General features: G+C 44.0%; 12 protein-coding genes and 1 tRNA gene. 8 read left to right on the top strand and 5 right to left on the bottom strand.

What is annotated here, in order from left to right:
- Positions 1-30: 30 nt before the first annotated feature.
- Positions 31-5,715: a putative Ig domain-containing protein gene (locus ABWT76_RS09700; protein ID WP_354636017.1), complete on the bottom strand. Its 5,685-nt coding sequence runs from the start codon at positions 5,713-5,715 to the stop codon at positions 31-33.
- A 430-nt stretch (positions 5,716-6,145) separates the two neighbouring features.
- Between ABWT76_RS09700 and ABWT76_RS09695 the strand changes: the two genes are divergently transcribed.
- Both ABWT76_RS09695 and ABWT76_RS09690 read left to right on the top strand, forming a co-directional pair.
- Entirely contained in the window at positions 6,146-6,385 is a 240-nt protein-coding gene (locus tag ABWT76_RS09695) for a hypothetical protein (RefSeq protein WP_156331980.1), read from the top strand.
- Between the two features lie 86 nt (positions 6,386-6,471).
- A tRNA-Lys gene (locus tag ABWT76_RS09690) sits at positions 6,472-6,543 on the top strand.
- A gap of 232 nt (positions 6,544-6,775) precedes the next feature.
- On the opposite strand, the gene dxs is transcribed toward ABWT76_RS09690, so the two are convergent.
- Complete coding sequence (gene dxs, locus ABWT76_RS09685; protein ID WP_054469190.1) at positions 6,776-8,683, bottom strand: 1-deoxy-D-xylulose-5-phosphate synthase; 1,908 nt, start codon at positions 8,681-8,683, stop codon at positions 6,776-6,778.
- 329 nt (positions 8,684-9,012) lie between these two features.
- On the opposite strand from dxs, the gene ABWT76_RS09680 reads away from it, so the two are divergent.
- Positions 9,013-10,005 carry a glycosyltransferase family 2 protein gene (locus tag ABWT76_RS09680; protein WP_054469189.1) on the top strand — a complete coding sequence of 331 codons (993 nt, stop codon included), beginning with the start codon at positions 9,013-9,015 and terminating at the stop codon, positions 10,003-10,005.
- Between the two features lie 5 nt (positions 10,006-10,010).
- Here the strand turns inward: ABWT76_RS09680 and ABWT76_RS09675 are convergent, their stop codons facing one another.
- The gene (locus ABWT76_RS09675) at positions 10,011-10,754 is read right to left on the bottom strand and encodes a 4'-phosphopantetheinyl transferase superfamily protein (protein ID WP_054469188.1); all 744 of its coding nucleotides are present in this window, start codon (positions 10,752-10,754) and stop codon (positions 10,011-10,013) included.
- Positions 10,755-11,128: 374 nt separating this feature from the next.
- On the opposite strand from ABWT76_RS09675, the gene ABWT76_RS09670 reads away from it, so the two are divergent.
- The gene (locus tag ABWT76_RS09670) at positions 11,129-13,150 is read left to right on the top strand and encodes a hypothetical protein (protein WP_313890618.1); all 2,022 of its coding nucleotides are present in this window, start codon (positions 11,129-11,131) and stop codon (positions 13,148-13,150) included.
- Between the two features lie 332 nt (positions 13,151-13,482).
- Here ABWT76_RS09670 and ABWT76_RS09665 read toward each other — a convergent pair whose 3' ends face one another.
- Positions 13,483-15,327, bottom strand: coding sequence for an EAL domain-containing protein (locus ABWT76_RS09665; protein WP_354636016.1), 1,845 nt, complete (start codon positions 15,325-15,327; stop codon positions 13,483-13,485).
- An 838-nt stretch (positions 15,328-16,165) separates the two neighbouring features.
- Between ABWT76_RS09665 and ABWT76_RS09660 the strand changes: the two genes are divergently transcribed.
- From ABWT76_RS09660 to ABWT76_RS09645, 4 genes are all read left to right on the top strand, one after another.
- Complete coding sequence (locus ABWT76_RS09660) at positions 16,166-17,152, top strand: lysylphosphatidylglycerol synthase transmembrane domain-containing protein (protein ID WP_354636394.1); 987 nt, start codon at positions 16,166-16,168, stop codon at positions 17,150-17,152.
- A 3-nt stretch (positions 17,153-17,155) separates the two neighbouring features.
- Complete coding sequence (locus ABWT76_RS09655) at positions 17,156-18,913, top strand: hypothetical protein (RefSeq protein ID WP_354636015.1); 1,758 nt, start codon at positions 17,156-17,158, stop codon at positions 18,911-18,913.
- A 199-nt stretch (positions 18,914-19,112) separates the two neighbouring features.
- A complete protein-coding gene (locus ABWT76_RS09650) occupies positions 19,113-20,852 on the top strand; it encodes a hypothetical protein (RefSeq protein WP_354636014.1) in 1,740 nt (579 codons plus the stop codon).
- 495 nt (positions 20,853-21,347) lie between these two features.
- On the top strand, positions 21,348-21,803 hold the full coding sequence (locus ABWT76_RS09645) for a hypothetical protein (RefSeq protein ID WP_354636013.1): 456 nt from the start codon (positions 21,348-21,350) through the stop codon (positions 21,801-21,803).
- A 269-nt stretch (positions 21,804-22,072) separates the two neighbouring features.
- Here the strand turns inward: ABWT76_RS09645 and ABWT76_RS09640 are convergent, their stop codons facing one another.
- Complete coding sequence (locus ABWT76_RS09640; RefSeq protein WP_354636012.1) at positions 22,073-23,257, bottom strand: WYL domain-containing protein; 1,185 nt, start codon at positions 23,255-23,257, stop codon at positions 22,073-22,075.
- Positions 23,258-23,349: the final 92 nt, after the last annotated feature.

Below are 23,349 nucleotides of genomic sequence, written 5' to 3'. Positions count from 1 at the left end.
CAAGAAACCCGGTTTCTGGGAAGAACCAATCTAGCCAAAGAGGATTAAATCATCGGCTTTAACAAACATTGAGGCGGTCAAATCTTCTTCGGTAAACCCTTGGACAATGCCCAAGTATTTATTATCAACTTTAATCGCTACAGATGCGATCGCGCTGGCATCACCGAGGCCAAAATTGACGGCTTCAAAAGAGAGATTTTGATATGTTACTCCGTCGGTTAAACCAATCTTATCTTCACTGGAGTTGAAATCTAAAATCACATCGGCGGTATTGAGAGTAGATGCTGCGGCTTCACCACTGCGGAGGACAAAGGTATCGCTGCCGCCGTCCCCGGTCAGGAAGTCTTGACCCATATCCCCGCAGAGCACGTCATCGCCATTGCCGCCCATCAAATTATCATCCCCTTTGCCACCACGCAGGAGGTCATTGCCATCACCGCCAAATAAATTGTCGTTGTCTTGGTTGCCGTTGACGACATCATCTCCGGACTCACCGTCAACTTCATCGGCACCCTGACCGCCGCGCAACACATCATTGCCGATATTGCCTTTGACGATATCGTTGCCTTGGTTGCCGTTGACGATATCAGCCCCTTCGCTGCCTTGGATGACATCTTTGCCGGATAAGCCTCGGACATGAAGTCCGATCGCCTGGGCAATTTGGGGCAGGAAAACATTATCATCGCCATCGGATAAGTTGTAAAATTCACCGATCGCCTGATTCGGTGCTTCGCCAGTGGGCGCACCGGGTTCCGTAGCATTGGCTGTGGGTCGTGCCAGCTTAATCGTCTCCGGACTGCTGGGCAGAATAGTTGGCAAACTGAAGATGGCCACAGCGCCAGGACCTGCGGGAGCAACCGGCATAGAGTCGGATGAGCTAGTTGGCTGAAGATTAACTTCAGTCTCGCTACCCGCAACCGGGAGATCCAACGAGTTACTATCCGATGAGTCTGTCACCTCGCTACCCAGTTTCGTGTTTGAAATCAAAGTATCCAAGGCATCACCCGTATTTGCCGCCACCACATCCGCGATCGCCTTTTGTCCGGCAGCCGCAGCGTTTAAGTCATCGCTGGTTGTACCCAGGGCAACTTTTTGCACCCGCGCTAATTCTTGATTCACGTCTGCCCCGGTATTGTTGGCGACTACGGTGTCGATACGTTCATTCGCTTCGGCAATCACTTGGGCTACGGACTCGGACAACTCGCCTAAATCCACTTGCGCTTTAGTCCCGGCGGCTTCCAGAACCGTTTGCAACTGGGACGCATTGGTTAAATCCAAGGTTGTCCCGGCTTGAATTTGAGAGGCGATCGCCCCCACCACGGTTTGACTACTTTCGGCAACGGATAAGCTGGATGCCCCAGAGATCGTATTCGCCATCTGAGTCACAGCATTTTGCAACTTCACCATCGCTGAGTTAAGTTGCACCCCACCGGCTTGATTCTGGGCAGTGGCCGCGATCGGGTCTGTATTACTCAAATCTATACCGGCGGGAATCCCCAGGGCTGTTTTCACTTGGGTTTCCGCGTCCGCTTTGCTCACGCCCTGGTCAACCAAATCCGACACCACATTACTTAACAACGTCACGATGGTAGTATCTGGGGTCGCGACCAACGGCGTAGCCAATGGCAATCCCGTCGCCGTATCCGTCCCCCCGGAAATCACGATCCGGCCTTCTTCGGGATCTAAACGACCATTATTATTCAGATCGAACGGACGGGGATCGATATTAAAAGCAAATCGGCCTTCCTCTGTAGTAATGGCAGAAGGTTCTTGCGGATCCAATACCCCATTACGATTAGTATCCAAAAAGGCTGTGGCATCGGCAATATAACCATCAATCGCAATGCCGTCAATGCCATTACTCCACAATCGGAACAAGTCGCTGGTACTGGCACCTTCGGGATCGGTTGCCGTCACCTCAATTTCTATGAAAAATGAGCGATCGGTATCCTGGGTACTAAAGGTCAAGGTACTGGAATCGAACGTCAACCAATCGGGTAGCGGTCCTGCTCCTTGTTCTTGCCACTCACCGTCGCTCCAGTCAACAAAGCTCACCTGAGTAGCACTGTAAGTCAGTTCGCCTCCCTCTGGATCGGTAAAAGTATTAGGTTCCAGGGTTAAGCTAAAATTCTCATTCCAATCGTGACTTTGCCAAGAAATCGGATTAGTCACCACAGGTGCATCGTTTACATCGGGATTATCCACCACCTCAGGGGGTACGGGGTCTACCAGTATCGGCGGTTCCCAAACGGGTTGCTCAAACGTCACCTCTGGCAGTTCCGCCGCCAAAATTTCTTCACCGCTGAGATTGCCCACGGTTTCAATAAAGCCGCTTCCGGCACCAGTTCCCGCTGCATCAAAGAAATTGGTAATCACAACATCTGACCATTGGTTAGCCCAGCCATCTTTGTTGGTATCAATCACCAGGCTTGTACCCATCCGACCCAGACCGGCGATACCCGCAGCCAAGCCAGTAGCCGATAGAGTCATCGGCGTTTCCGTTACTTCTGTAGGCTCCACCGGCATCGGCTCGACGGCGGATGTAGGCTCCACCGGCATCGGCTCGACGGGGGATATAGGCATAGGCTCCATCCGCACAGGATCGACGGCTAATGTAGGCTCCACCGGCATCGGCTCGACGGCGGATGTAGGCTCCACCGGCATCGGCTCGACGGGGGATATAGGCATAGGCTCCATCCGCACAGGATCGACGGCTAATGTAGGCTCCACCGGCATCGGCTCGACGGGGGATGTAGGCTCCACCGGCATCGGCTCGACGAATTCTCCGTTCTGGAAATCACTTTCGAGGATAATCAGCGTATCGGTTCCTTCTGTATCAGAAATCTCAACCCCTGCTTGACCCCAGTATCCGGCTCGCACGCGGTAGATATCCGACCCGCTACCGCCTCGCAAAATGTTCCCAGAGCCGCCATCGCCGATCAAGCTAAGGGTGTCATCCCCTAAACCTCCTTCTAGGGTGTTGTTCCAGCCATAAACTTCCAGGATGTCGTTATCGTCGCCACCCAGCAGAAGGCTACTGTCAGAGCCGCTGCTGTAAAGGCTATCCGCTCCAGCCCCTCCATCCAAAGTGCTGCTGTACCCCCAGTAATTTCCAATGAAGAGGGTATCGTTGCCATCACCGCCGAACAGACTATCTTGAGTGGAATAGCCATAGTAATAATAGCCATTATTACTCGACAGGTAGTCATCACCAGCACCCCCATCGAGAGTGTTATTGCCAGTGCCGCCATCGAGCGTGTCATTGCCGATACCGCCATCTAAGAAATCATTGCCAGCACCAAAATCGATCAGATTATCGTTGCCATCACCGCCAAGCAAGGTGTCGTTGCCGCTTCCGTCGCTGGAAATATAGTCATCTCCGGCATCGGCGATAATGCTGTCATTGGCGTTGGTGCCTTCCAGGTTGTCGGCGTTGGCAGTGCCGGTAATGATATTGGGGCTGGTAGGTGGGGTGAGAATTTCGTTGCCGTCGAGATAGTCAATCTTTTCGATGAAGCCCGCGCCCGCGCCCGTACCCGCTGCATTAAAGAAGTCAAGAATTACTAAGTCCTGGCTAGTGTCTGCTATGCCGTCTTGGTTGATGTCAATCACCAAGCTGGTGCCTTGTTTTTCCAGTCCGGCTTCACCGACCGCCAACCCATTTAAAGATAGCTTTAAACCAGTCGAGAGGATATCGGTTCCTCCCGCATCTTGGATGGTATTTGCAGAGGGATAGTAGAGGTTATAAGTGTCATCCCCTAAACCTCCTTCTAGGGTGTTGTTCCAGCCATAAACTTCCAGGATGTCGTTATCGTCGCCACCCAGCAGAAGGCTACTGTCAGAGCCGCTGCTGTAAAGGCTATCCGCTCCAGCCCCTCCATCCAAAGTGCTGCTGTACCCCCAGTAATTTCCAATGAAGAGGGTATCGTTGCCATCACCGCCGAACAGACTATCTTGAGTGGAATAGCCATAGTAATAATAGCCATTATTACTCGACAGGTAGTCATCACCAGCACCCCCATCGAGAGTGTTATTGCCAGTGCCGCCATCGAGCGTGTCATTGCCGATACCGCCATCTAAGAAATCATTGCCAGCACCAAAATCGATCAGATTATCGTTGCCATCACCGCCAAGCAAGGTGTCGTTGCCGCTGCCATCGCTGGAAATGGAGTCATCTCCGGCATCGCCAATCATGCTGTCATTAGCGTTGGTGCCTTCCAGGTTGTCGGCGTTGGCAGTGCCGGTAATGATATTGGGGCTGGTCGGTGGGGTGAGAATTTCGTTGCCGTCGAGATAGTCAATCTTTTCGATGAAGCCGGTGCCCGCGCCCGTACCCGCTGCATTAAAGAAGTCAAGAATTACTAAGTCTTGGCTGGTGTCTGCTATACCGTCTTGGTTAATGTCAATCACCAAGCTGGTGCCTTGTTTTTCCAGTCCGGCTTCACCGACCGCCAACCCATTTAAAGACAGCTTTAAACCAGTCGAAAGGATATCGGTTCCTCCCGCATCTTGGATGGTATTTCCAGAGGGATTGTAGAGGTTATAAGTGTCATCCCCTAAACCTCCTTCTAGGGTGTTGTTCCAGGCATAAACTTCCAAGAGGTCGTTGTCGTCGCCACCCCGCAAAAGGCTGCTGTCAGAGTAGTTGTAAAGGTTATCTGACCCGGAGCCTCCTTCTAAAGTGTTGTTCCATCCGTAAACCTCCAGGATGTCGTTGTCCTCGCCACCCCGGAAAAGGCTGCTGTCAGAGTAGCTGCTGTAAAGGCTATCCGCTCCAGCCCCTCCATCCAGAGTGTTGCTTAACCAGTAAGATCCAACAAGTAAGGTATCGTTGCCATCACCGCCGAACAGACTATCTTGAGTGGAATAGCCATAGTAATAATAGCCATTATTACTCGACAGGTAGTCATCACCAGCACCCCCATCGAGAGTGTTATTGCCAGTGCCGCCATCGAGCGTGTCATTGCCGATACCGCCATCTAAGAAATCATTGCCAGCACCAAAATCGATCAGATTATCGTTGCCATCACCGCCAAGCAAGGTGTCGTTGCCGCTTCCGTCGCTGGAAATATAGTCATCTCCGGCATCGGCGATAATGCTGTCATTGGCGTTGGTGCCTTCCAGGTTGTCGGCGTTGGCAGTGCCGGTAATGATATTGGGGCTGGTAGGTGGGGTGAGAATTTCGTTGCCGTCGAGATAGTCAATCTTTTCGATGAAGCCCGCGCCCGCGCCCGTACCCGCTGCATTAAAGAAGTCAAGAATTACTAAGTCCTGGCTAGTGTCTGCTATGCCGTCTTGGTTGATGTCAATCACCAAGCTGGTGCCTTGTTTTTCCAGTCCGGCTTCACCGACCGCCAACCCATTTAAAGATAGCTTTAAACCAGTCGAGAGGATATCGGTTCCTCCCGCATCTTGGATGGTATTTGCAGAGGGATAGTAGAGGTTATAAGTGTCGTCCCCTAAGCCTCCTTCTAAGGTGTTGTTCCAACCGTAAACTTCCAGGATGTCGTTGTCGTCCCCACCCCGCAAAAGGTTACTCTCAGAGGAAGCATATAGGTAATCCGATCCAGTCCCCCCATCGAGGGTGTTGTTGCCTATATTCCAATTCCAGTCAGCCCAGAGGGTATCGTCTCCTTCAAATCCGACAATACTGTCGTTGCCATTGCCAGTGCCGACGAGGTTATTGGCAGTGCTGTCGCCCAATATTTCTGCCATCACACAATCTCCTGTTTTGATTTTATATGGGTTTTTTTCTATTGTATTTCTATTTTTTGTGTTGGACGAAAATTTAACATTGATTAATATTTTATGAAGTTTTATGTCAATTTTTAATACTTTTTTACAAAAATAAAAAAAATTTTTTAATTAATATATTATGATTTTTTCCCCTAAAATAAAGCTATTTTTTTATGTAAAAATTAATTAATAATAAAAACAAAGACAATGACAATACATTTTGGCTGATTTATTAGCCAAAAAAATCAGTAATATGGAAGTACAAATTTTTCAGTGGTTCGGGAAAAATCTCGATCATAAAAAAAGACTAATGAGCATTGGTTGGAGAAAAAATCCTTAAAGTCAGTTACATTTCTTCAAAATTGATCTATTGATCTTCGGTGAGGGGTTAAAACTCTAAATAAATTATTTGTTATTTGTTATTTGTTGTTTGGGAGATGAATGGCGATCGCACTTAGGCAAAGACTTTATATGTTCGGCTGTCACCGCGATCGCTTGCCCCGATCCTGTGGCTGCGGCAGTCCTCAATGCTATAGATCAAGGCGATCGACAGCTACTCCAAATTGTATTGGTGCGTTACCGCTCGGAACAACACCCTACTCCAAATTGTATTGGTGCGTTACCGCTCGGAACAACACCCTACGGATAAAAGCTTTTGCCTACTGGATCGGATGGATCGGATTGAAATTTTTCAGAAGTTATTGTATAATGCCGATAACGGTAATTGAGCCGGAGGGGTGACTGGCGCAACGGTAGCGCATCGGACTCTTAATCCGCTGGTTCTGGGTTCGAATCCCAGGTCACCCATTTTTAGATCGGCGGCTGATCATCCAAGTCCGCTCGATGTTTGAGCAAAAAAACCCGCACGCTGGCGGGTTTTTTGCTGTTTGACCCCGCAACTTAAAACCAAATTCGGTTCTCCTGTAGGGGCGATTCGCGAATCGCCCCTACGATAATCCCCGAAAACACGCTCTGGATTCCCGCCTTCGCGGGAATGACAGATGGCTTTATAAAGGGGTTTTGACAACCGTATTTGGTGTTATGAGTTGACTGGGGTGAGTTGACGGCTGAAGGTTTTGAGGATGCGATCGCTCATTTGGGCGGGAGTTAGTTCTAACTCTGCTTTAGACTGGTCGGGTTTAGCATGATCCACCAGCTTGTCGGGAACACCCAAACGCATCACGGGGACGAGAACATTATGATCCATCAACGCTTCGGCAACTGCTGACCCAAAGCCACCCATGAGGCAGCCTTCTTCCATAGTCACCACTTTGCCAATTTTTTCTGCTAAGGGCAAAATTAACTCAGTGTCCAAGGGTTTGACAAAGCGGGCATTGATCACAGTGGCTTCGATGCCATGTTCGCTGAGAATTTCGGCGGTTTGCATGGCTGGATAGACCATCGATCCATAGCCGAGGATTAGTACATCATCCCCTTGGCGGAGAATTTCCGCTTTGCCAATGGGCAGAGGTTCCCATCCTTCTTCCATTAAGGCGACACCGTAACCGTTGCCACGAGGATAACGCATGGCGATCGCGCCCTCAGTATATTCAATTCCGGTGACTAACATTTGCTGAAGTTCCGCCTCATCTTTCGGGGCCATCACCACCATATTGGGGATACAGCGCAAATAGGCAATATCATAAAGTCCTTGGTGAGTTGGGCCATCTTCCCCGACAATTCCTGCCCGATCTAAGCAGAAAAATACTGGCAGCTTTTGGATGCAAACATCGTGAATAATTTGGTCAAAAGCCCGTTGTAAGAACGTAGAATAAATGGCCACCACTGGGCGGATTCCTTCACAAGCCATCCCTGCGGCTAAGGTGACGGCGTGTTGTTCCGCAATGCCCACATCAATATATTGTTTGGGCAGTTTCTCGTGTAATTTATCTAATCCTGTCCCTGTGGCCATTGCCGCCGTAATGCCGATAATGTTGGGGTTATCTTCCGCTAGTTTAATCAGAGTTTCGGCAAAGACTTTGGAATAGCTGGGGGGTTTGGGTTTTTTGGCAGGAATGGCTTTACCCGTGGCTAGGTCAAAGGGACTTTGGGCATGGTAGCCTACCTGATCTTTTTCCGCGATCGCATATCCTTTGCCTTTAGTTGTGGCCACATGAACCAACACCGGCCCTTGAATTTTATGGGCTTCATTAAAGGTGTTAATCAGTTCTTCTAAATTATGACCATCCACCGGCCCGATATAAGTAAAGCCCAACTCTTCAAATACCGCGCCCACTTTGGGCACTGCCAACCGCTTCATCCCTTCTTTCACCCGCTGCATTTCCGGGGTAAAAGTTTCACCCAGGAAAGGAATCTGCTTAAACTGTTCTTCCAAGTTGTCTTTGAGGAACTGTACCGGCGGACTCAGACGCATTTTATTCAGATAACGAGGAATTGCGCCCACATTAGGCGAAATGGACATTTCATTGTCATTGAGCACGACCATGAGGTTAGTATGAGGCAAATGACCCGCATGGTTAATCGCTTCTAAGGCCATGCCCCCAGTTAAAGCCCCATCCCCAATTACGGCGACTACTTTAAATTTTTCCCCTTTCATATCGCGAGACAACGCCATGCCCAAGGCTGCCGAAATGCTGGTGGACGCATGACCCGCCCCAAAATGGTCAAACTTGCTTTCGCACCGTTTGAGATATCCCGCTACCCCATCTTTTTGCCGCAGGGTACTGAAGTTGTTGTAACGACCTGTGATGAGTTTATGGGGATAGGCTTGGTGTCCCACATCCCAAATTACTTTATCGTGATCCAGGTCAAGGGTCTGGTATAGTCCTAGGGTGAGTTCCACCACTCCCAGACCGGGGCCGAGGTGTCCCCCGGTTGCGGCGATCGTTTCTAAATGTTTTTCCCGAATTTGTCGGGCAACTTGTTCGAGTTGGTGAATCGATAGACCGTGTAATTGGTTCGGATGCTTAAGTTCGCTGAGATGCATAGGTGTTAACCTGTGGTAAAGATCGGGCTGCTGGTAAAAAAAAGAATGACTTGGATAAGTCCCAATGAATGAATCAATAAGTAAAACTTAATTTAACAGCATCATACAACTTTTAGATGTCATTTTTTTCATTGTTGATTGTGATTGTGATTGTGATTGGTTGCTGGTTGTTTGACCCAAATAACCAATAACCAATAACGAACAATGAACAACGAACACACTAGACACTAGACCCAGAGGTTAAGAGTCTAGTTTACTGGTTAAATATGAGTATAGCGGTGAATTTATCATAAGATTTTCTGAGAGTTTGCTGGTTGATTTGTTGATAGATGACTAAACTGATTATTCAAATTCCTTGTTATAACGAAGAAGCCACCTTGGGCATTACTTTATCAGAATTGCCTCGCCAATTGCCAGGGGTGGATTGTGTTGAGTGGCTGGTGGTTGATGATGGCAGCCGCGATCGCACTGTGGAAGTAGCCAAAGCTTGCGGGGTGGATTATATCGTAAATTTGCCCACAAATCAAGGTTTGGCTAAAGCATTTATGGCTGGTTTAGAAGGGGCACTCAAAGCGGGGGCGGATATTATTGTCAATACGGATGCGGATAATCAATATTGTGCTGAAGATATTCCTAAACTAATTCAGCCGATTCTGTTAAAAGAATCCGAAATTGTGATTGGTGCCCGTCCGATTTTGGATATTGAACATTTTTCGCCAACCAAGAAATTATTGCAAAAATTAGGCAGTTGGGTGGTACGTTTAGCCAGTCAAACGGATATCCCGGATGCCCCTAGTGGGTTTCGGGCATTTAGTCGGGAAGCGGCAATGCAGTTAAATGTTTTTAATGAATATACTTATACTTTAGAGACGATTATTCAAGCGGGACAAAAGGGGATGGCGATTACTTCTGTCCCCATTAGAACTAATGGTTATTTACGCCCTTCTCGATTGGTAAAAAGTATTCCGGTTTATATTAAACGGTCTATTTTTACTATTTTTAGAATTTTTATGACTTATAAACCCCTGCGATTCTTTTTGCTTCTCGGCGGGGTTCCTTTTACCATCGGTTTTGGGTTGGGATTCCGTTGGTTAATTTATTTTTTGATTGGGACAGAAAGAACTCGAATTCCTAGTTTGATTTTGGCCGCAATTTTGATGTTGATGGGGTTTCAATTATGGATTTTGGGGTTGGTGGCAGATTTGCTGGCGGTGAATCGCAAGTTATTAGAAGAAATTCAACTAAGAATGCGGCGGGCTGAGATTGAAACCAGTCAGTTAAAACCCCTGAATGATGGCGCCAAAAAACCGGGTAATGATTAGAAAGTTTAGCTTTCTCCCCAATACCAATATTTAATCACATTACTAGGGGGCTGCATAGCCACTGCTGCCATATAGCCATAATTGACCTCTAATTTTTCTATTTGCCATAATGATATCCCCTGAGAATTTCCGGCAATTTTGATAATTTTCGCTGGGAGGTCGGGATTGATGGATACTTCTACTTTTTCTAAGCCAATAATGCCTTCGCCGGTGGCTTTTAAGTAGGCTTCTTTACAAGTCCAAGTGTGAAAAAAAGCTTTTTCTTGCTGTGGTTTTGGCAGTTGAGTTAGGGCATGATATTCAGCGGGACAAAAGAATCTTTTAGCTAAGTTTTGTACTTCTACGGGGCGGATATATTCTAGGTCGATGCCAATTTTTCGGTGACAGGCGATCGCATATAATGCCCTGCCGTGAGAATGGGATACGTTAAACTCTAGTTTCTCTTGTTCCCCCGGATAATTGTCTGTTACTAACGATGGTTTTCCTTTTTGGCTATAAGTAAACTCTAGCTTACTGGGGTGAGAGTTTACATAATTACTGAGAATTTGCCGTAAAATCCCCCGACTGGCGATAAAATGCTGGCGATCGCGATCGAACCGATAGCGATCAGCCCTTTGTTGTTCGTCTGGGGAAAGAGTTTGCTGCAACTGTTCAATTTTTGGCCAAGGGAGATTTAAATCCGCTTGCCAAATATGCACCTCTTCGGAGGCGATCGATAATTTATCGGGTCTGGGCAGCCATTGGGTCATAAGAACAAGGGTTTAGCGTTTAGGGTTTAGGGTTTAGGGTTTAGGGTTTGGTGATAATTGGGAATAATTTCGCATAATTGACCATGATTAAGCCTAAAAAAAATAATTTGTGCTTAATTTTGCCGAATCTGCTCTACATTATATAGTGATTAATTATAGCGGTTATTATCTGGATGAAGTACAGAGGTTTTCTGGATTCCCGCATTCGCGGGAATGACAGGTTTTTTGTCCTTCATCACTCTGACAAGTGCTATATAAAGTGGCGATCGCTGACTTTTCTACATTATACAAATAAGTTAAACATGAATCAGGAAGTGCATATAACCGTGAATCAAACCGTGAATCAAACCGTGAATCAAACCGTGAATCAAATCGTGAATCGAGACTTATTTGCTCGTGAGGCGATCGGGCAAATTCCCAAAATTCTCACCCTGCTAGACCGTAACCCCCATAGTCCGACTTATGGCTGTTTTGACCGCAACTTTTGGCACTATAAAATTATTGACTTTCCCAGTGGCATGGCTCAAGAATTTGTGTGGCCCCTGACCTTAGTCTATCAGACTAATTTGCCAGACAATCCTTATTATCAAAAGCCGGTGATTAGAGACTGGGTAGAAGCGGGAATTTTCTACGCAGCCCACAGCGCCCATCAAGATGGGTCTTGTGATGACTATTTCCCCTTTGAACGGGCGGCTGGGGCGGCGGCTTTTTCTCTGTTAGCTTGTCTAGAAAGCTATCGTCAATTAGAACTTAATCACTATGAATTATTGAAATTTTTTGAACGTCGGGCTGACTGGTTAGCCCATCATCAAGAAAGTGGTAAACTCGCGAATCACCAAGCTTTAATTGTCCTCTGCTTGGAATTAACTGGCAAACTTTTAGAAACTTCCAAATGGGAATCGGCTAAACTGCGACGATTAGAACAATTATTGTCTTGGCAAAATAGTGAAGGCTGGTTTCAAGAATATGAAGGCTGCGATCCGGGATATCATACTCTGGCTATTTCTGCTTTAGCAAGGCTTTATCAACTATGGCCAGATTCCCATTTAAAAGAACCTTTAAAGAAAGCAGTAGAATTTGCTACCCATTTTGTGCATCCTGATGGTTCTTATGGGGGCGAATATACCAGTCGGAATACTTATAATTTCTTTCCTCATGGGTTTGAGTTGGTCGGTGAATGGCTGCCAGAAGCTTTAACCATTAATGACCAATTTTTAATTGGTTTAGCCAATAATTTAAATCCCTGTTATGCGGACGATCATATTATTGGTCATCATACTTGGAATTATTTACTGGCATGGCGAGATTTTGTTAGCGATCGCCCCCAAAGTTATGCGCGATCGCTAAATAAGCCAAGTAATAAGCCAAATAAGATTTGGTTTCCCGGTGCCCAAATTATGATTTGGCGAACAGTCATTGCCAATGCGGAACATCCTGATAACAATATACCTCAGCTTGATAGCGAAAACAGTCCAGAAACTAATCCAGGAAATCCTCAAAATGTTTTAAATGTCACCCCAGATAGTAAAATAACTGAGCCAATAACTGAGCCAATAACTGAGCCAATAACTGAGCCAATAACTGAGCCAATAACTGAGCCAATAACTGAGAAAATAACTGAGCATTTGCCAGAAAAATTAGCAAATTTAGAGGATGCTAATAACGGAAAAATTCAAGATTATCTATATTTGTCAAATTCGCCGTCCCCGGAAAAACCAGCAGCAAAATCCCCATTATCGACGGAAAACAATGAATTAAAATCTGAATCTATCCAGTCACATAACCAGGAAAATATATCAGGAAATGAGCCACATAAAACCGCGATCGCTGAACTTTATCTAGCAATTAACAAGGGTGGAGTATTTAAACTATTTATAGATGGCCAACTCGTTGCCTCAGATACCCAGTTTTCTTTGCTGGTTTCTGACGGCAAAAAAGCCAAAAATGCCGTGGGGCATTTAGTGGATACTTATGAATATGAACTGGGAGAAAATGAAATCATTATTCATGGTCATCTGGGGTGGGCAAAACAAAAGCTGATGACGCCGCTAAATTTAATTATTCTACGCGGCGTCATGTTAACGGTGGGGCGATTTTTCCCGAATCTGGTTAGAAAAATATTGCAAAAAATGCTGATTACGGGGAAACAAAAAGCGCCGTTTAAATTTGTGCGTCGTTTGCAGTGGATTGATGGGCAATTACAGATTACGGATAGCCTAAGTGCTGAATCTTGGGACAAGGTTTTGTCCGCAGGAATTGGCTGCGATCAAACTTCGATTTATGTGGTGATGAGTCGCACATTTCAACCGGGGCAATTGCAACCTTGGCTGGATTTAACAGCGGAAATCAAAAGACTATCTCCCGGTGAATCTTTGACCGTGCAACGAATTTTATAGTTATTTTTAGCTAGGAATAGGCAACAGGGAATGGGCGGCAGGGGCCGCCATCGGGTGCAGGGGTGCAGGGGAGAAGTGAAAAGTCGTAGGGGCGAATGGCCAAGAGAGAAAAGAGAGGAGAGAAAAGAGAGGAGAGAATATCTTTCCTATGCATCCTCTTTCCTCTTTCCTATGCATCCTCTTTCCTCTTTCCTATGCATCCTCTTTCCTATGCATCCTCCCTTTCACTATTCACTATTCACTCTCCCCTCTGCCCCTCCGCCGACGGCGGGCCCCTCTGCCCCTCTGCACCTCTGCACAAGAGATCCCTGTTGAATGATCCAGAACAAACGTTACCATTGTGGTTTGCTGCGAATCAATGCTTCTGCTGAGTTGGCATCTAAGGGTTTGGCGAAAAAATATCCCTGACCAAACTCAATTCCTAAATTTCTCAGTTGATTAAAGTGCATGAAGGTTTCCACTCCTTCCGCCACCACATCCATTTTCAATTGGTGAGCTAGAGTAACGATCGCCTCGACAATTTCCAGACTATCGCGATCTTCACTAATGTTGCCAATAAAAGAACGGTCAATTTTTAATGTATCCATATGAAACCGATGCAGATAACTTAAAGAAGAATATCCGGTGCCAAAATCATCTAGGGATAATTTAATTTTGCGGGCTTTTAGTTGTTTCAGTAGCCGATTCGCCGATTCGGCATTATCCATAATAGCCGTTTCCGTAATTTCTAGCTTTAAATATTGACTATGTAATTGAGTTTCAGCCAGAATTTGATCGATCATTTCTATCAAATTCGGTTGGCGAAATTGTTTCACGGACAGATTGACGCTAATATGTAAACGGAATTCAGCAAATTTTTTGACCCAAGACTGCATAGTTTGACAAGCTTCACGCAATACCCAAAGACCCATAGGAACAATTAGCCCAGTTTCCTCGGCGATCGGGATAAACTCCCCAGGAGAAACAAAACCCTGTTGGGGGTGCTGCCAGCGAATTAAAGCTTCAAATCCTGCCAGCTTGCCGCTACATAGAGAGATAATGGGTTGATATTGTAAAAAAAACTCTTGCCGTTGAATGGCTAGACGCAAATCAGTTTCTAATTGTAAACGCTTTAACACATGGTCATGCATACTAGCTTCAAATACTTGATAGTGAGTATGTCCCAATTTTTTCGCTTGATACATGGCAATGTCAGCGTCTCTTAAAATATGTTCCGGTTTTTGATATGCGGGTGAGCCGATCGCAATCCCAATGCTGGCATTAATAAACACATCATATTGGTCAATATTTAAGGGAAATTGCCATTGTTTATGAATCCGTTCTGCTAGATAAATCGCATCAGATATGTCTTGGATATTTTTGATAATAATCGTAAATTCATCACTGCCTAAACGAGCCAAAATATCTTCATCATTTAGGCAATATTTTAGGCTATCAGCAATGGCAATCAGCACTCGATCCCCAATCAAATGTCCCAAAGAATCATTGACTAATTTAAAGCGATCGCAATCTAAAAATAATACAGCAAATAAATAATCTGGGTCACTTTTAACGCGGTTTAAACAGGTTTGCAATTCCTCGATTAACAAGGAACGATTAGGTAATCCAGTTAGAGAGTCATGCCATGCCATGTGCAGCAGTCGTTTTTCTGCTCTTTGGCGTTCCACAATTTCTTGTTTCAGTTTTTCATTCGCTCTTTCCAGTTCGGCAGTTCGGTCACTGACCCGATTTTCTAATTCAGAATTAAGTTGACGAATTTCTGCTTTGGCCGCTTGAAATTTCAGTAGGTTTTCAATTCTAATTAAAACCTCCTCTAAATGAAATGGTTTAGTAATGTAATCGGAACCCCCAATGCTAAACGCTTTTACCTTGTCAATCACTGAATTCATCGCCGTCAAGAAAATGATGGGAATATCATAAGTTTCTGGATCTTTTTTGAGAATCTGACAAACCTGATACCCATCCATATCAGGCATTTGAATATCTAATAAAATTAAATCAGGGTTGGCTGCTTTGGCAGCAATTAAGGCGGTATTTCCATTAATGGCATTTCTAACTTGATAGCCTTTTTGCGATAAAAGTTTAGACAATAACCGCAAGTTATCTTGGTTGTCATCAACGACTAAAATATTTGCTTGATATTTTAGAAAATTTTTTTGAGATTTTTTTGAACTCATTTGAATGGATTTGACCTTGTTTTACCTAATTTTACTTTAGTTAACATGATAATTATCCGCTCCTGTAAATCATTGCTCCAATCTTATATATCCAGATTTTATTGCTATTTTTGCTTCAATATTATGGCAATATTCAGCAATTATTTGAGATATATTTAGAATTTTAATCGATTAAATTTATCACTATTTATTCATTGTTTGAGCAAATTTGTGCAATTGTTCAATCCAAGAGAAATTCTCTGTGATTGAGGTACGTCTCATGTTGCCAAAAATAAGGATTCCAGTTGGGGAATCTTTCATCAGCATATCTTTCACTAGCACATCTTTCTTCTCCTCCGCAAAGCTATTCTCTGCAAAAATCAGATACTTCCGACGAGTTATCCCTGTTGGTTGGATTTGACGGTTACTGGCAATAATGATTTATTTTTTTCCATATAATACCATTTTTCAAAATTTTTGAGAGCGGTAGATCGGTTATATCTTATATTTGTAATCACACTTGCTATTGATGGCGGGGTGTAGGAGGAAAGCGGGGGGATAAAGTGGGGGGATGGTGTACCCCTTTAAAAAAACTCAGAGTAAGGCTGTAAGGGGGTTTCCTCGATTGGATATGGAAAAATGTCGCCTTTCAGCTATCAGCCGTCAGCTTTCGGCTTTCGGTTGATTTCACCGTCAACCATCCACCGATGACCCCTAAGTCTTGATACCCAAACTCAACTTAAAAGCCGGGGGTAAGTTTATTTGAGGTGTCAACCAGAGTAACCGATAAAAGGTCGATCGATCGCCCACTTCGGTTTAATTGATTCGGTTCAAGTTATATGTGAGATTACTGGTATTAATGAAACGGTTGATTTCTCTAATAGTGAGTCTGCTAATTTTAGCCATAATTTACACTAAAATTGATGGCCTCGGACTTTTGGCGGTGTTCCAAAATTGTCACCGTCTTTGGATGGCGATCGCCTTAGCAATGGTCGTCCCCTTAACCATGCTCACCAGTTGGCGACTGCAACAATTAACCCCGGTGAGTGCGGGGCTAGGATTTATGCAAGCTAATCAACTAATTTTAGCCGCCAGTGTGCTAAATATGGTATTACCCTCAAAAATGGGGGATTTAGCTAAAGCTTATTTTATGCGCGATCGCGGCCATCTCAGCGGCTCTTTAGCCTTATCTTTGGTGGTATTTGAAAAAGCCTGTGATATGTTATCTCTGCTGCTGTGGTGTGCTTTTGGGCTGATAGTTTATCCCCAAAAAGATGGATTATTTTGGCTGATGACCGCTGGAGTCACCGGAGGGTTAATCGTGGGCATATTCCTCCTGAGTTCCCGTCAGTTTGCCCAGCTATTTTTTGCCGGTATCAGCCGAATTGCTCCGAAAAAAATCCAAATTAAGCTGGATAAAATGCGGTTTTCCTGGGGAGAAATGCACGATTATTTTTGGCGAGATCGCCAGCAATTAATTAAAATCACTAGCACTTCTATTTTAATTTGGTTTGGCCATTTGCTGCAAATTTGGTTTTTTATTTTAGCCTTAAATGCGGCGGTGCCTTTACTAGCAAATCTGGCTTTATCTCCTCTAGCAATTTTGGCTGGTTTAATGCCCTTAACTTTTGCCGGAGTTGGCACTCGTGATGCGGCATTAATTCTATTTTATCAACCCTATTTTGACCCAGCCACCGGCGCCGCATTAGGGTTACTTTGTACTTCCCGTTATCTGATACCCGCGATCGCTGGTTTACCCTTTTTAGGGCAATATTTTGCCACCATGAAAATTAACGGTAAAATTAGCGGTAAAATTAACAGCAACACCAGCAGCAAAAATCTATAATCTATGAACTATTCCCTAAGTTATTGCCAACAATGGCTGACTATTCCCAGTCGAAAAAAATCTCAGACGATCTTTTGGTTTAGCCTCAGCATTACCTTTGCAGTTATTTATGGCTGGATGGTGTTGCAAAAAGCCTTTAAGAGCGAATATGTGATTCAAGATGATGCCAGACAGCATATATTTTGGATGCAGCGGTTTGTTGACCCAGAATTATTCCCTGGAGATTTAATTGCGGACTATTTTCAATCAGTCGTACCCCTGGGTTATACCACCTTTTATCAAATTATTTCCCGCTTAGGAATTGAACCCTTACTGTTAAGTAAACTGCTACCTCCGGTTCTGGGAATTCTCACCACTATTTATTGTTTTGGGGTGACAATAGAACTGTTACCCGTTCCCTTTGCCGGTTTTATGGCTAGTTTGATTCTCAATCAAAGTATTTGGATGAAATTTGATGTGGTTTCCGCCACTCCTCGCGCCTTTATCTATCCGTTATTCGTGGTTTTTATCTATTATTTATTGAAACGACATTTAATCGGCGCTTGTGTGGCGATCGCCCTGCTGGGATTATTTTATCCTCAATTAATCTTAATCTGTTGTCCGGTATTACTGTTGCGTCTGGTAAACTGGGAAAATATGGGAGAGTCGATCAGAAGTTTATGGAGCAAAAAAAGCCCGCAACTGCCATTACTTAAAACTGGAGAATCGGCTGAATATTTAATCAGTATTATGCCGTTTTTGGTAGGCGGTTTAGTATTAGTAATTTATGCCCTGCAACCCAATGATTATGGCGGGGCAATGACCGCAAGTGAAGCGAGGCTGATGCCGGAATTTTGGCCGGGAGGACGCACCCCATTTTTTAATGATAATCCCATAGAATATTGGCTGATTGGCGAACTAAGTGGGTTTTTCCCTCCGGTGTTACCTCCCTTGATTTGGCTAGGGCTATTTTTTCCCTTACTTTGGCACAATTCACAGAAATTTACCCTGGTGACAAAAATTAATCCCCAAATTAGATTATTGGGTGATATAATGATAGTATCGGTGGCTATGTTTGTCGCGGCTCATGCGGTTTTGTTACGGCTGTATTTGCCCGGTCGCTATATGGAACATAGCTGTCGAGTTGTTTTGGCAATTGCCACAGGCATCTTGATTACTGTTATATTAGATGCCGCCCTTCAGTCCTTCAAACCAGGGCAAAAACCTCAAAAAGGTTGGGCGATCGCTAGTGCTTTGTTAATCGCTTTAACCATTTTTTATCCCGTCTATGAATCCAGTTTTCCCCGCACAAATTACCGTCCGGGAAACCTCGCCCCGTTATACGAATTCTTGCAACAACAACCCAAAGATAGCTTAATTGCTTCCCTATCTTCCGAGGCGAATAACCTGCCCACTTTTGCGTTGCGATCGGTATTAGTCGCCCCCGAATATGCGATTCCTTATCATACTGGCTATTATGCAGAATTTAGTCAACGCACTAAAGATTTAATTCACGCTCAATATACCCCTAATTTAGCAGAAATGCAGCAGTTTATCGCCAAGTATGGGATTGATTTTTGGCTATTAGAAAAATCAGCCTTTACCCCAGATTATTTAGCCAAAAATGAATGGATTCAACAGTATCAACCGGAGGCAACAGAAGCGATCGCGCAACTGGACTTAGAGACCCCCGCAGCAGTGGCTAACTTTATTGAATCTTGCGCTGCATTTAAAACCGGGGATTTTGTTTTATTAAGCACAAAATGTATGATAGATTTTTAGTGACTTATCGGTTAAACGTTCACCGTTGATGGTTGTTTGTTGTTTGTTGTTTGTTGTTTGTTGTTTGTTATTTGTTATTTTACCCTGATAACCAGTAAAAAACAACAATAGAATCCCTACCCATCAATAATAGAATCCCTACCCATCAACCATCAACAACCAACCATCAACAACCAACCATCAACAACCAACAAATAAAGTGCATCAATTTCTTACTGCCCCAATTCATCAATCTACCAAATCCCGGACGATATTTTGGTTTAGTTTAGCCCTAACTTTTGCCACCATTTATGGTGGTATGGTATTACAACAAGCCTTTACGGGTGAATACGTCATCCAAGATGATGCTAGACAGCATATTTTTTGGATGCAAAGATTTATTGACCCCGGATTGTTTCCTAATGATTTAATTGCCGATTATTTCCAAACCGTCGCCCCCTGGGGATATACCAATTTATACCGATTAATGACATGGGTCGGTATTACTCCAATTTTGCTACATAAACTGTCACCAATTATTCTGGGTTTAATTACCACCGCTTACTGTTTTGGCATCACTATTGAGTTATTCCCCGTCCCCATTGCCGGATTTCTGAGTTCATTACTGTTAAATCATTATATTTGGATGCGGGATGATGTAGTTTCGGGGACAGCAGTAGCTTTTGTCTATCCTTTTTTTACCGCATTTCTCTATTATTTGTTGCGGCGAAATTTATTCGGCAGTTGTGTGGCGATCGCCCTTCAAGGGATTTTTTATCCCCAAGCAGTGTTAATCTCATCGGTAATTTTAATTCTGCAATTATTCCACTGGAAAAAATGGCAGGTTTACTTGTCTCACCAGCGCAAAGATTATCTTTTTTCGGGTATTTGTCTGATAGTTGCGTCAATCGTTATGTTAATTTATGCCCTAAAATCCAATGGGTATGGGCCGGTGATTAATGCGGATGCGGCTAAACAAATGCCAGAGTTTTTAACCAAGGGCAAAAGCGAGTTTTTTAGCCAAGACTTTGGCCATTTTTGGTTTAGCGGGCAACGCAGTGGTATCCTGCCTCGTCTCGGCACAACTTTGCCTTTAATTGCCAGTTTGTTCTTACCCTTTATTTTACTACTTAACAGTAAAATTGTCCCCTTAAAAGCGGTGACGAAAAATTTGGGCTACTTGCTGCAAATTACCATCGCTTCTTTGGCAATGTTTTGCATCGCCCATTTGTTTCTGTTTCGCTTACATTTACCCAGTCGCTACACCGAACATAGTCTCCGCATTGTTACAGCGATCGCCGCAGGAATTGCGATCGCCCTAATCATTGATGCCCTGCTAAACTGGGGCAAAAAGCAGGGAAATGTTGCCCCAACTAAGCCAATTTTATCCCTAATATTAGCCGGAGGTTTAATTGCCCTAGTCGTCCTAGAACCCACTTGGTTAAAACGCTTTCCCCGAACTGACTATGTTGTCGGTTCCGTTCCCCAAATATATGAATTTTTTGCCCAGCAACCTAAAGATATTCTGATTGCTTCTGTCGCTGAAGAAGTGAATAATATCCCGGCATTTAGCCAGCGATCTATTTTAATTGGAGGCGAAGGCTATCCGGTTCCCTATCATACGGGATATTATCGGCAAATTCGCGATCGCACTCTTGATTTAATCACCGCTTACTATAGTCAAAACCTGAATCAACTGGAGGAATTTATCCAAGAATATAGTATAGACTTTTTCCTAGTAGAAACCGGCAGCTTTACCCCGGACTATATTCGCCAAAGTAACTGGATGATGCAATACCAACCAGCGGCAAATCAGGCGATCGCCCAATTAGAAACCGGCAACAGTCCCTTATTAGCCCAAATCAGCGATCGCTGCACAAGGTTACAAGTAAAAAACTTAAAAATAATTGATGCCAATTGTGCGATCGCCAAAAAAATATCTTTTGCTAGAAGGATTTGATCGAAGCATCCCTGTTGATAGCAAAGACTTTTTCCAAGTCTCTTCTATTACCATTTACAAAAATTCATCCAACCGCCCTTAACATTCTTCGGGTGGACTACCATGAAGAGAGAAAATAGAAGAGAGAAAAGTGATGCCTTGAAAAGTCGTAGGGGCGAATGGCCATTCGCCCCTACAAATGAAATATCACTATTCACTATTCACTTTTCACTCTTTCCTATGCACCTCTTTCCTCTCTCCTCTTTCCTCCCATAAGTGTGGAGTTTTGCCCACCCTACAATATAAATACTCTTGCCTCCTTCCCCAGCAGCTATTGCGGTTTTCCAAAAAAACCTTTTCCTTTTTAAAGATTATTTTCTGCCCCGGTGCCCCAGGTAAAGTAAATTAACTCAATAAAAACAGTCCCTCTTGACATCGTATAAAATTGATCGTACAATTAAATGCCCCCTCGTTGGGCAAATTCATTAAATGAGAACAAGCCTCAAGGTCAAAAGTATGAAAACTTTAGTAAAAATTGGTCTAAATTTTTCCTGTCTGTCTAGTTATGAATCGATGCAGGTTGAATTCTTAGGATTTGTTGACTCTTCCATCTTTGAAAAAGTCACAATTCCCTATCAAGCGGCGATCGAATTTACCGTTCCTTTCTCCCAAGGCATTAGTTCTAATACCCTGATGTCCTTAGTCAAACAGGAAGAAAATGGAGAGGTAACGATTGCTTCGGGCGTAACCATGCGTAAATTAATCATTTGCTATGAAAATGCCGAATGCTTTAGTTTAACATCGGAATCAGAGAAAGGATTATTCTTTTCTAAATTTAAATTTGAAGAATTTAACGGAAATCAAAATTTGAATATAGAAGTGAGTCCTTATCCTAAAGATACCACCATTGAATTTGCCAAAATCCCGCCCGAACTAAATACTTTATTTAAGACCAAAACGGTCAACGCATAACCTTATAGCATTTACAAAAATTCATCCAACAGCCCCTAAAATTCGTAGGGTGGGCAAAAAGAGAGGAAAGAGAAGAGAGAAGAGAGAAGAGAGAATTTTCCTCTTTCCTCTTTCCTCTATCCTCTTTCCTCCCATAAGTGTGGATTTTTGCCCACCCTACAATATAAATACTTATTGTTGCATAAATTTTTGTAAGTGGTATTAGAGAACAAAGGACACAGAGACGATAAATCTTTGTGTCCTTTGTGTATTTTTGGGAAAAATTAGCCTCAATTATATCGCTCGATTAAAGCTTGAGCCGCTGCGCGATGTTGTGCCACTAATTCCGGTGGGAATAATACCTTGGCATTGTGCAAATGACGATAAACCCACAGCATAAATTCTCGGAAAGAACGGGGAGGTAATTTCACCTGATAATCCACATATTCATATTGACCCGTGGCATCTTTTGGCCCTAAATGAACTTTTTGAGTGGGATGACGGCGATCGCCCTCTAAAATAAACGACACCACTGGGGAAAAAAAGCGCACTTTCACGGTTTGAAACTCTACATTTCCCGCTAATTCTCTTTGCTGTTCGGCCAATTCACCCAAATACAAACCCCAACCTTGAGATAGTAATTGGTGAACTTGCTGCAATTTCTCAAACTGCATTTCTAAAGAACGTTGAGGTGCTAATACCTGACAATAATCTTTAAATCGATTTAACCGACTAATGGCTAATTGGCCGGTTTCCAATCGTTCATAAACTAAATACCAGGCAATATCATAGTAGATAATTTGCAAAGGCCATAGACTCATCATGCCGACTCGTTTGCCCCCATAAGGATCGTGGCTGCGAGATAATTCAATAGATTGCCCTTGGAGAATGGCCATTTCTACGGTTTCTAATTGATTAAATATGGTATTTTGCCGCTCACCTTTGGCCAACATTTCTACGGGGTCGGTGGAAACAATAGAGCGATTTAACTGTTGATGGACGGGATATAAAAATTTCCCATCTAATTTTAAATCTAAACCGCGCACTCGTTGCAGCACTTGTTCATAAATGCGGCGGGCGATAGGATTTCCTTGATATTTTGCTTGGGCAGCTAAAGCGTTTAAAGCTGCGGATAATTCCTCCGGGTTTAATGCCCCAGTGCCTAAATAATAACCCCACCGATAAATGCGATCGTCTAAAATACCATAGCGTCGCAATAGTTCTAAATCTTTGCGAATTGTGGGCACTGAAGGATAATTTTCGGGAAATTCATAACCAGTTTTCGTCGCGAATTCCCGTAGTTTAATCCGCACAGTTTCTAACGCATTATTATGTTGGCGATCGCTGTTCAATAGTTTTTCATCGCGATCGCTCGCCCCCACCCCAGGATACTGTACCAAAGTCGCAATCAGTAACAAGAGGCGATCGAATGCCTGCTGGTCAGAATGTGAGTGTAGAGTGGGTTTTTTTACCATTAGTCTTCATCCTTTTTTTCTCCGACCCCGCGAAATGTAACGCGATATTGATTATTTTTCACAAAAATTGATAAAACTTAATCTAGATAAAC

The organism is Planktothricoides raciborskii GIHE-MW2 (assembly GCF_040564635.1).
GTDB classification, from domain to species: Bacteria; Cyanobacteriota; Cyanobacteriia; order Cyanobacteriales; family Laspinemataceae; genus Planktothricoides; species Planktothricoides raciborskii.
The sequence above is the reverse complement of the archived record's forward strand: the minus strand, read 5'-3'. Positions and strand labels throughout refer to the sequence as shown.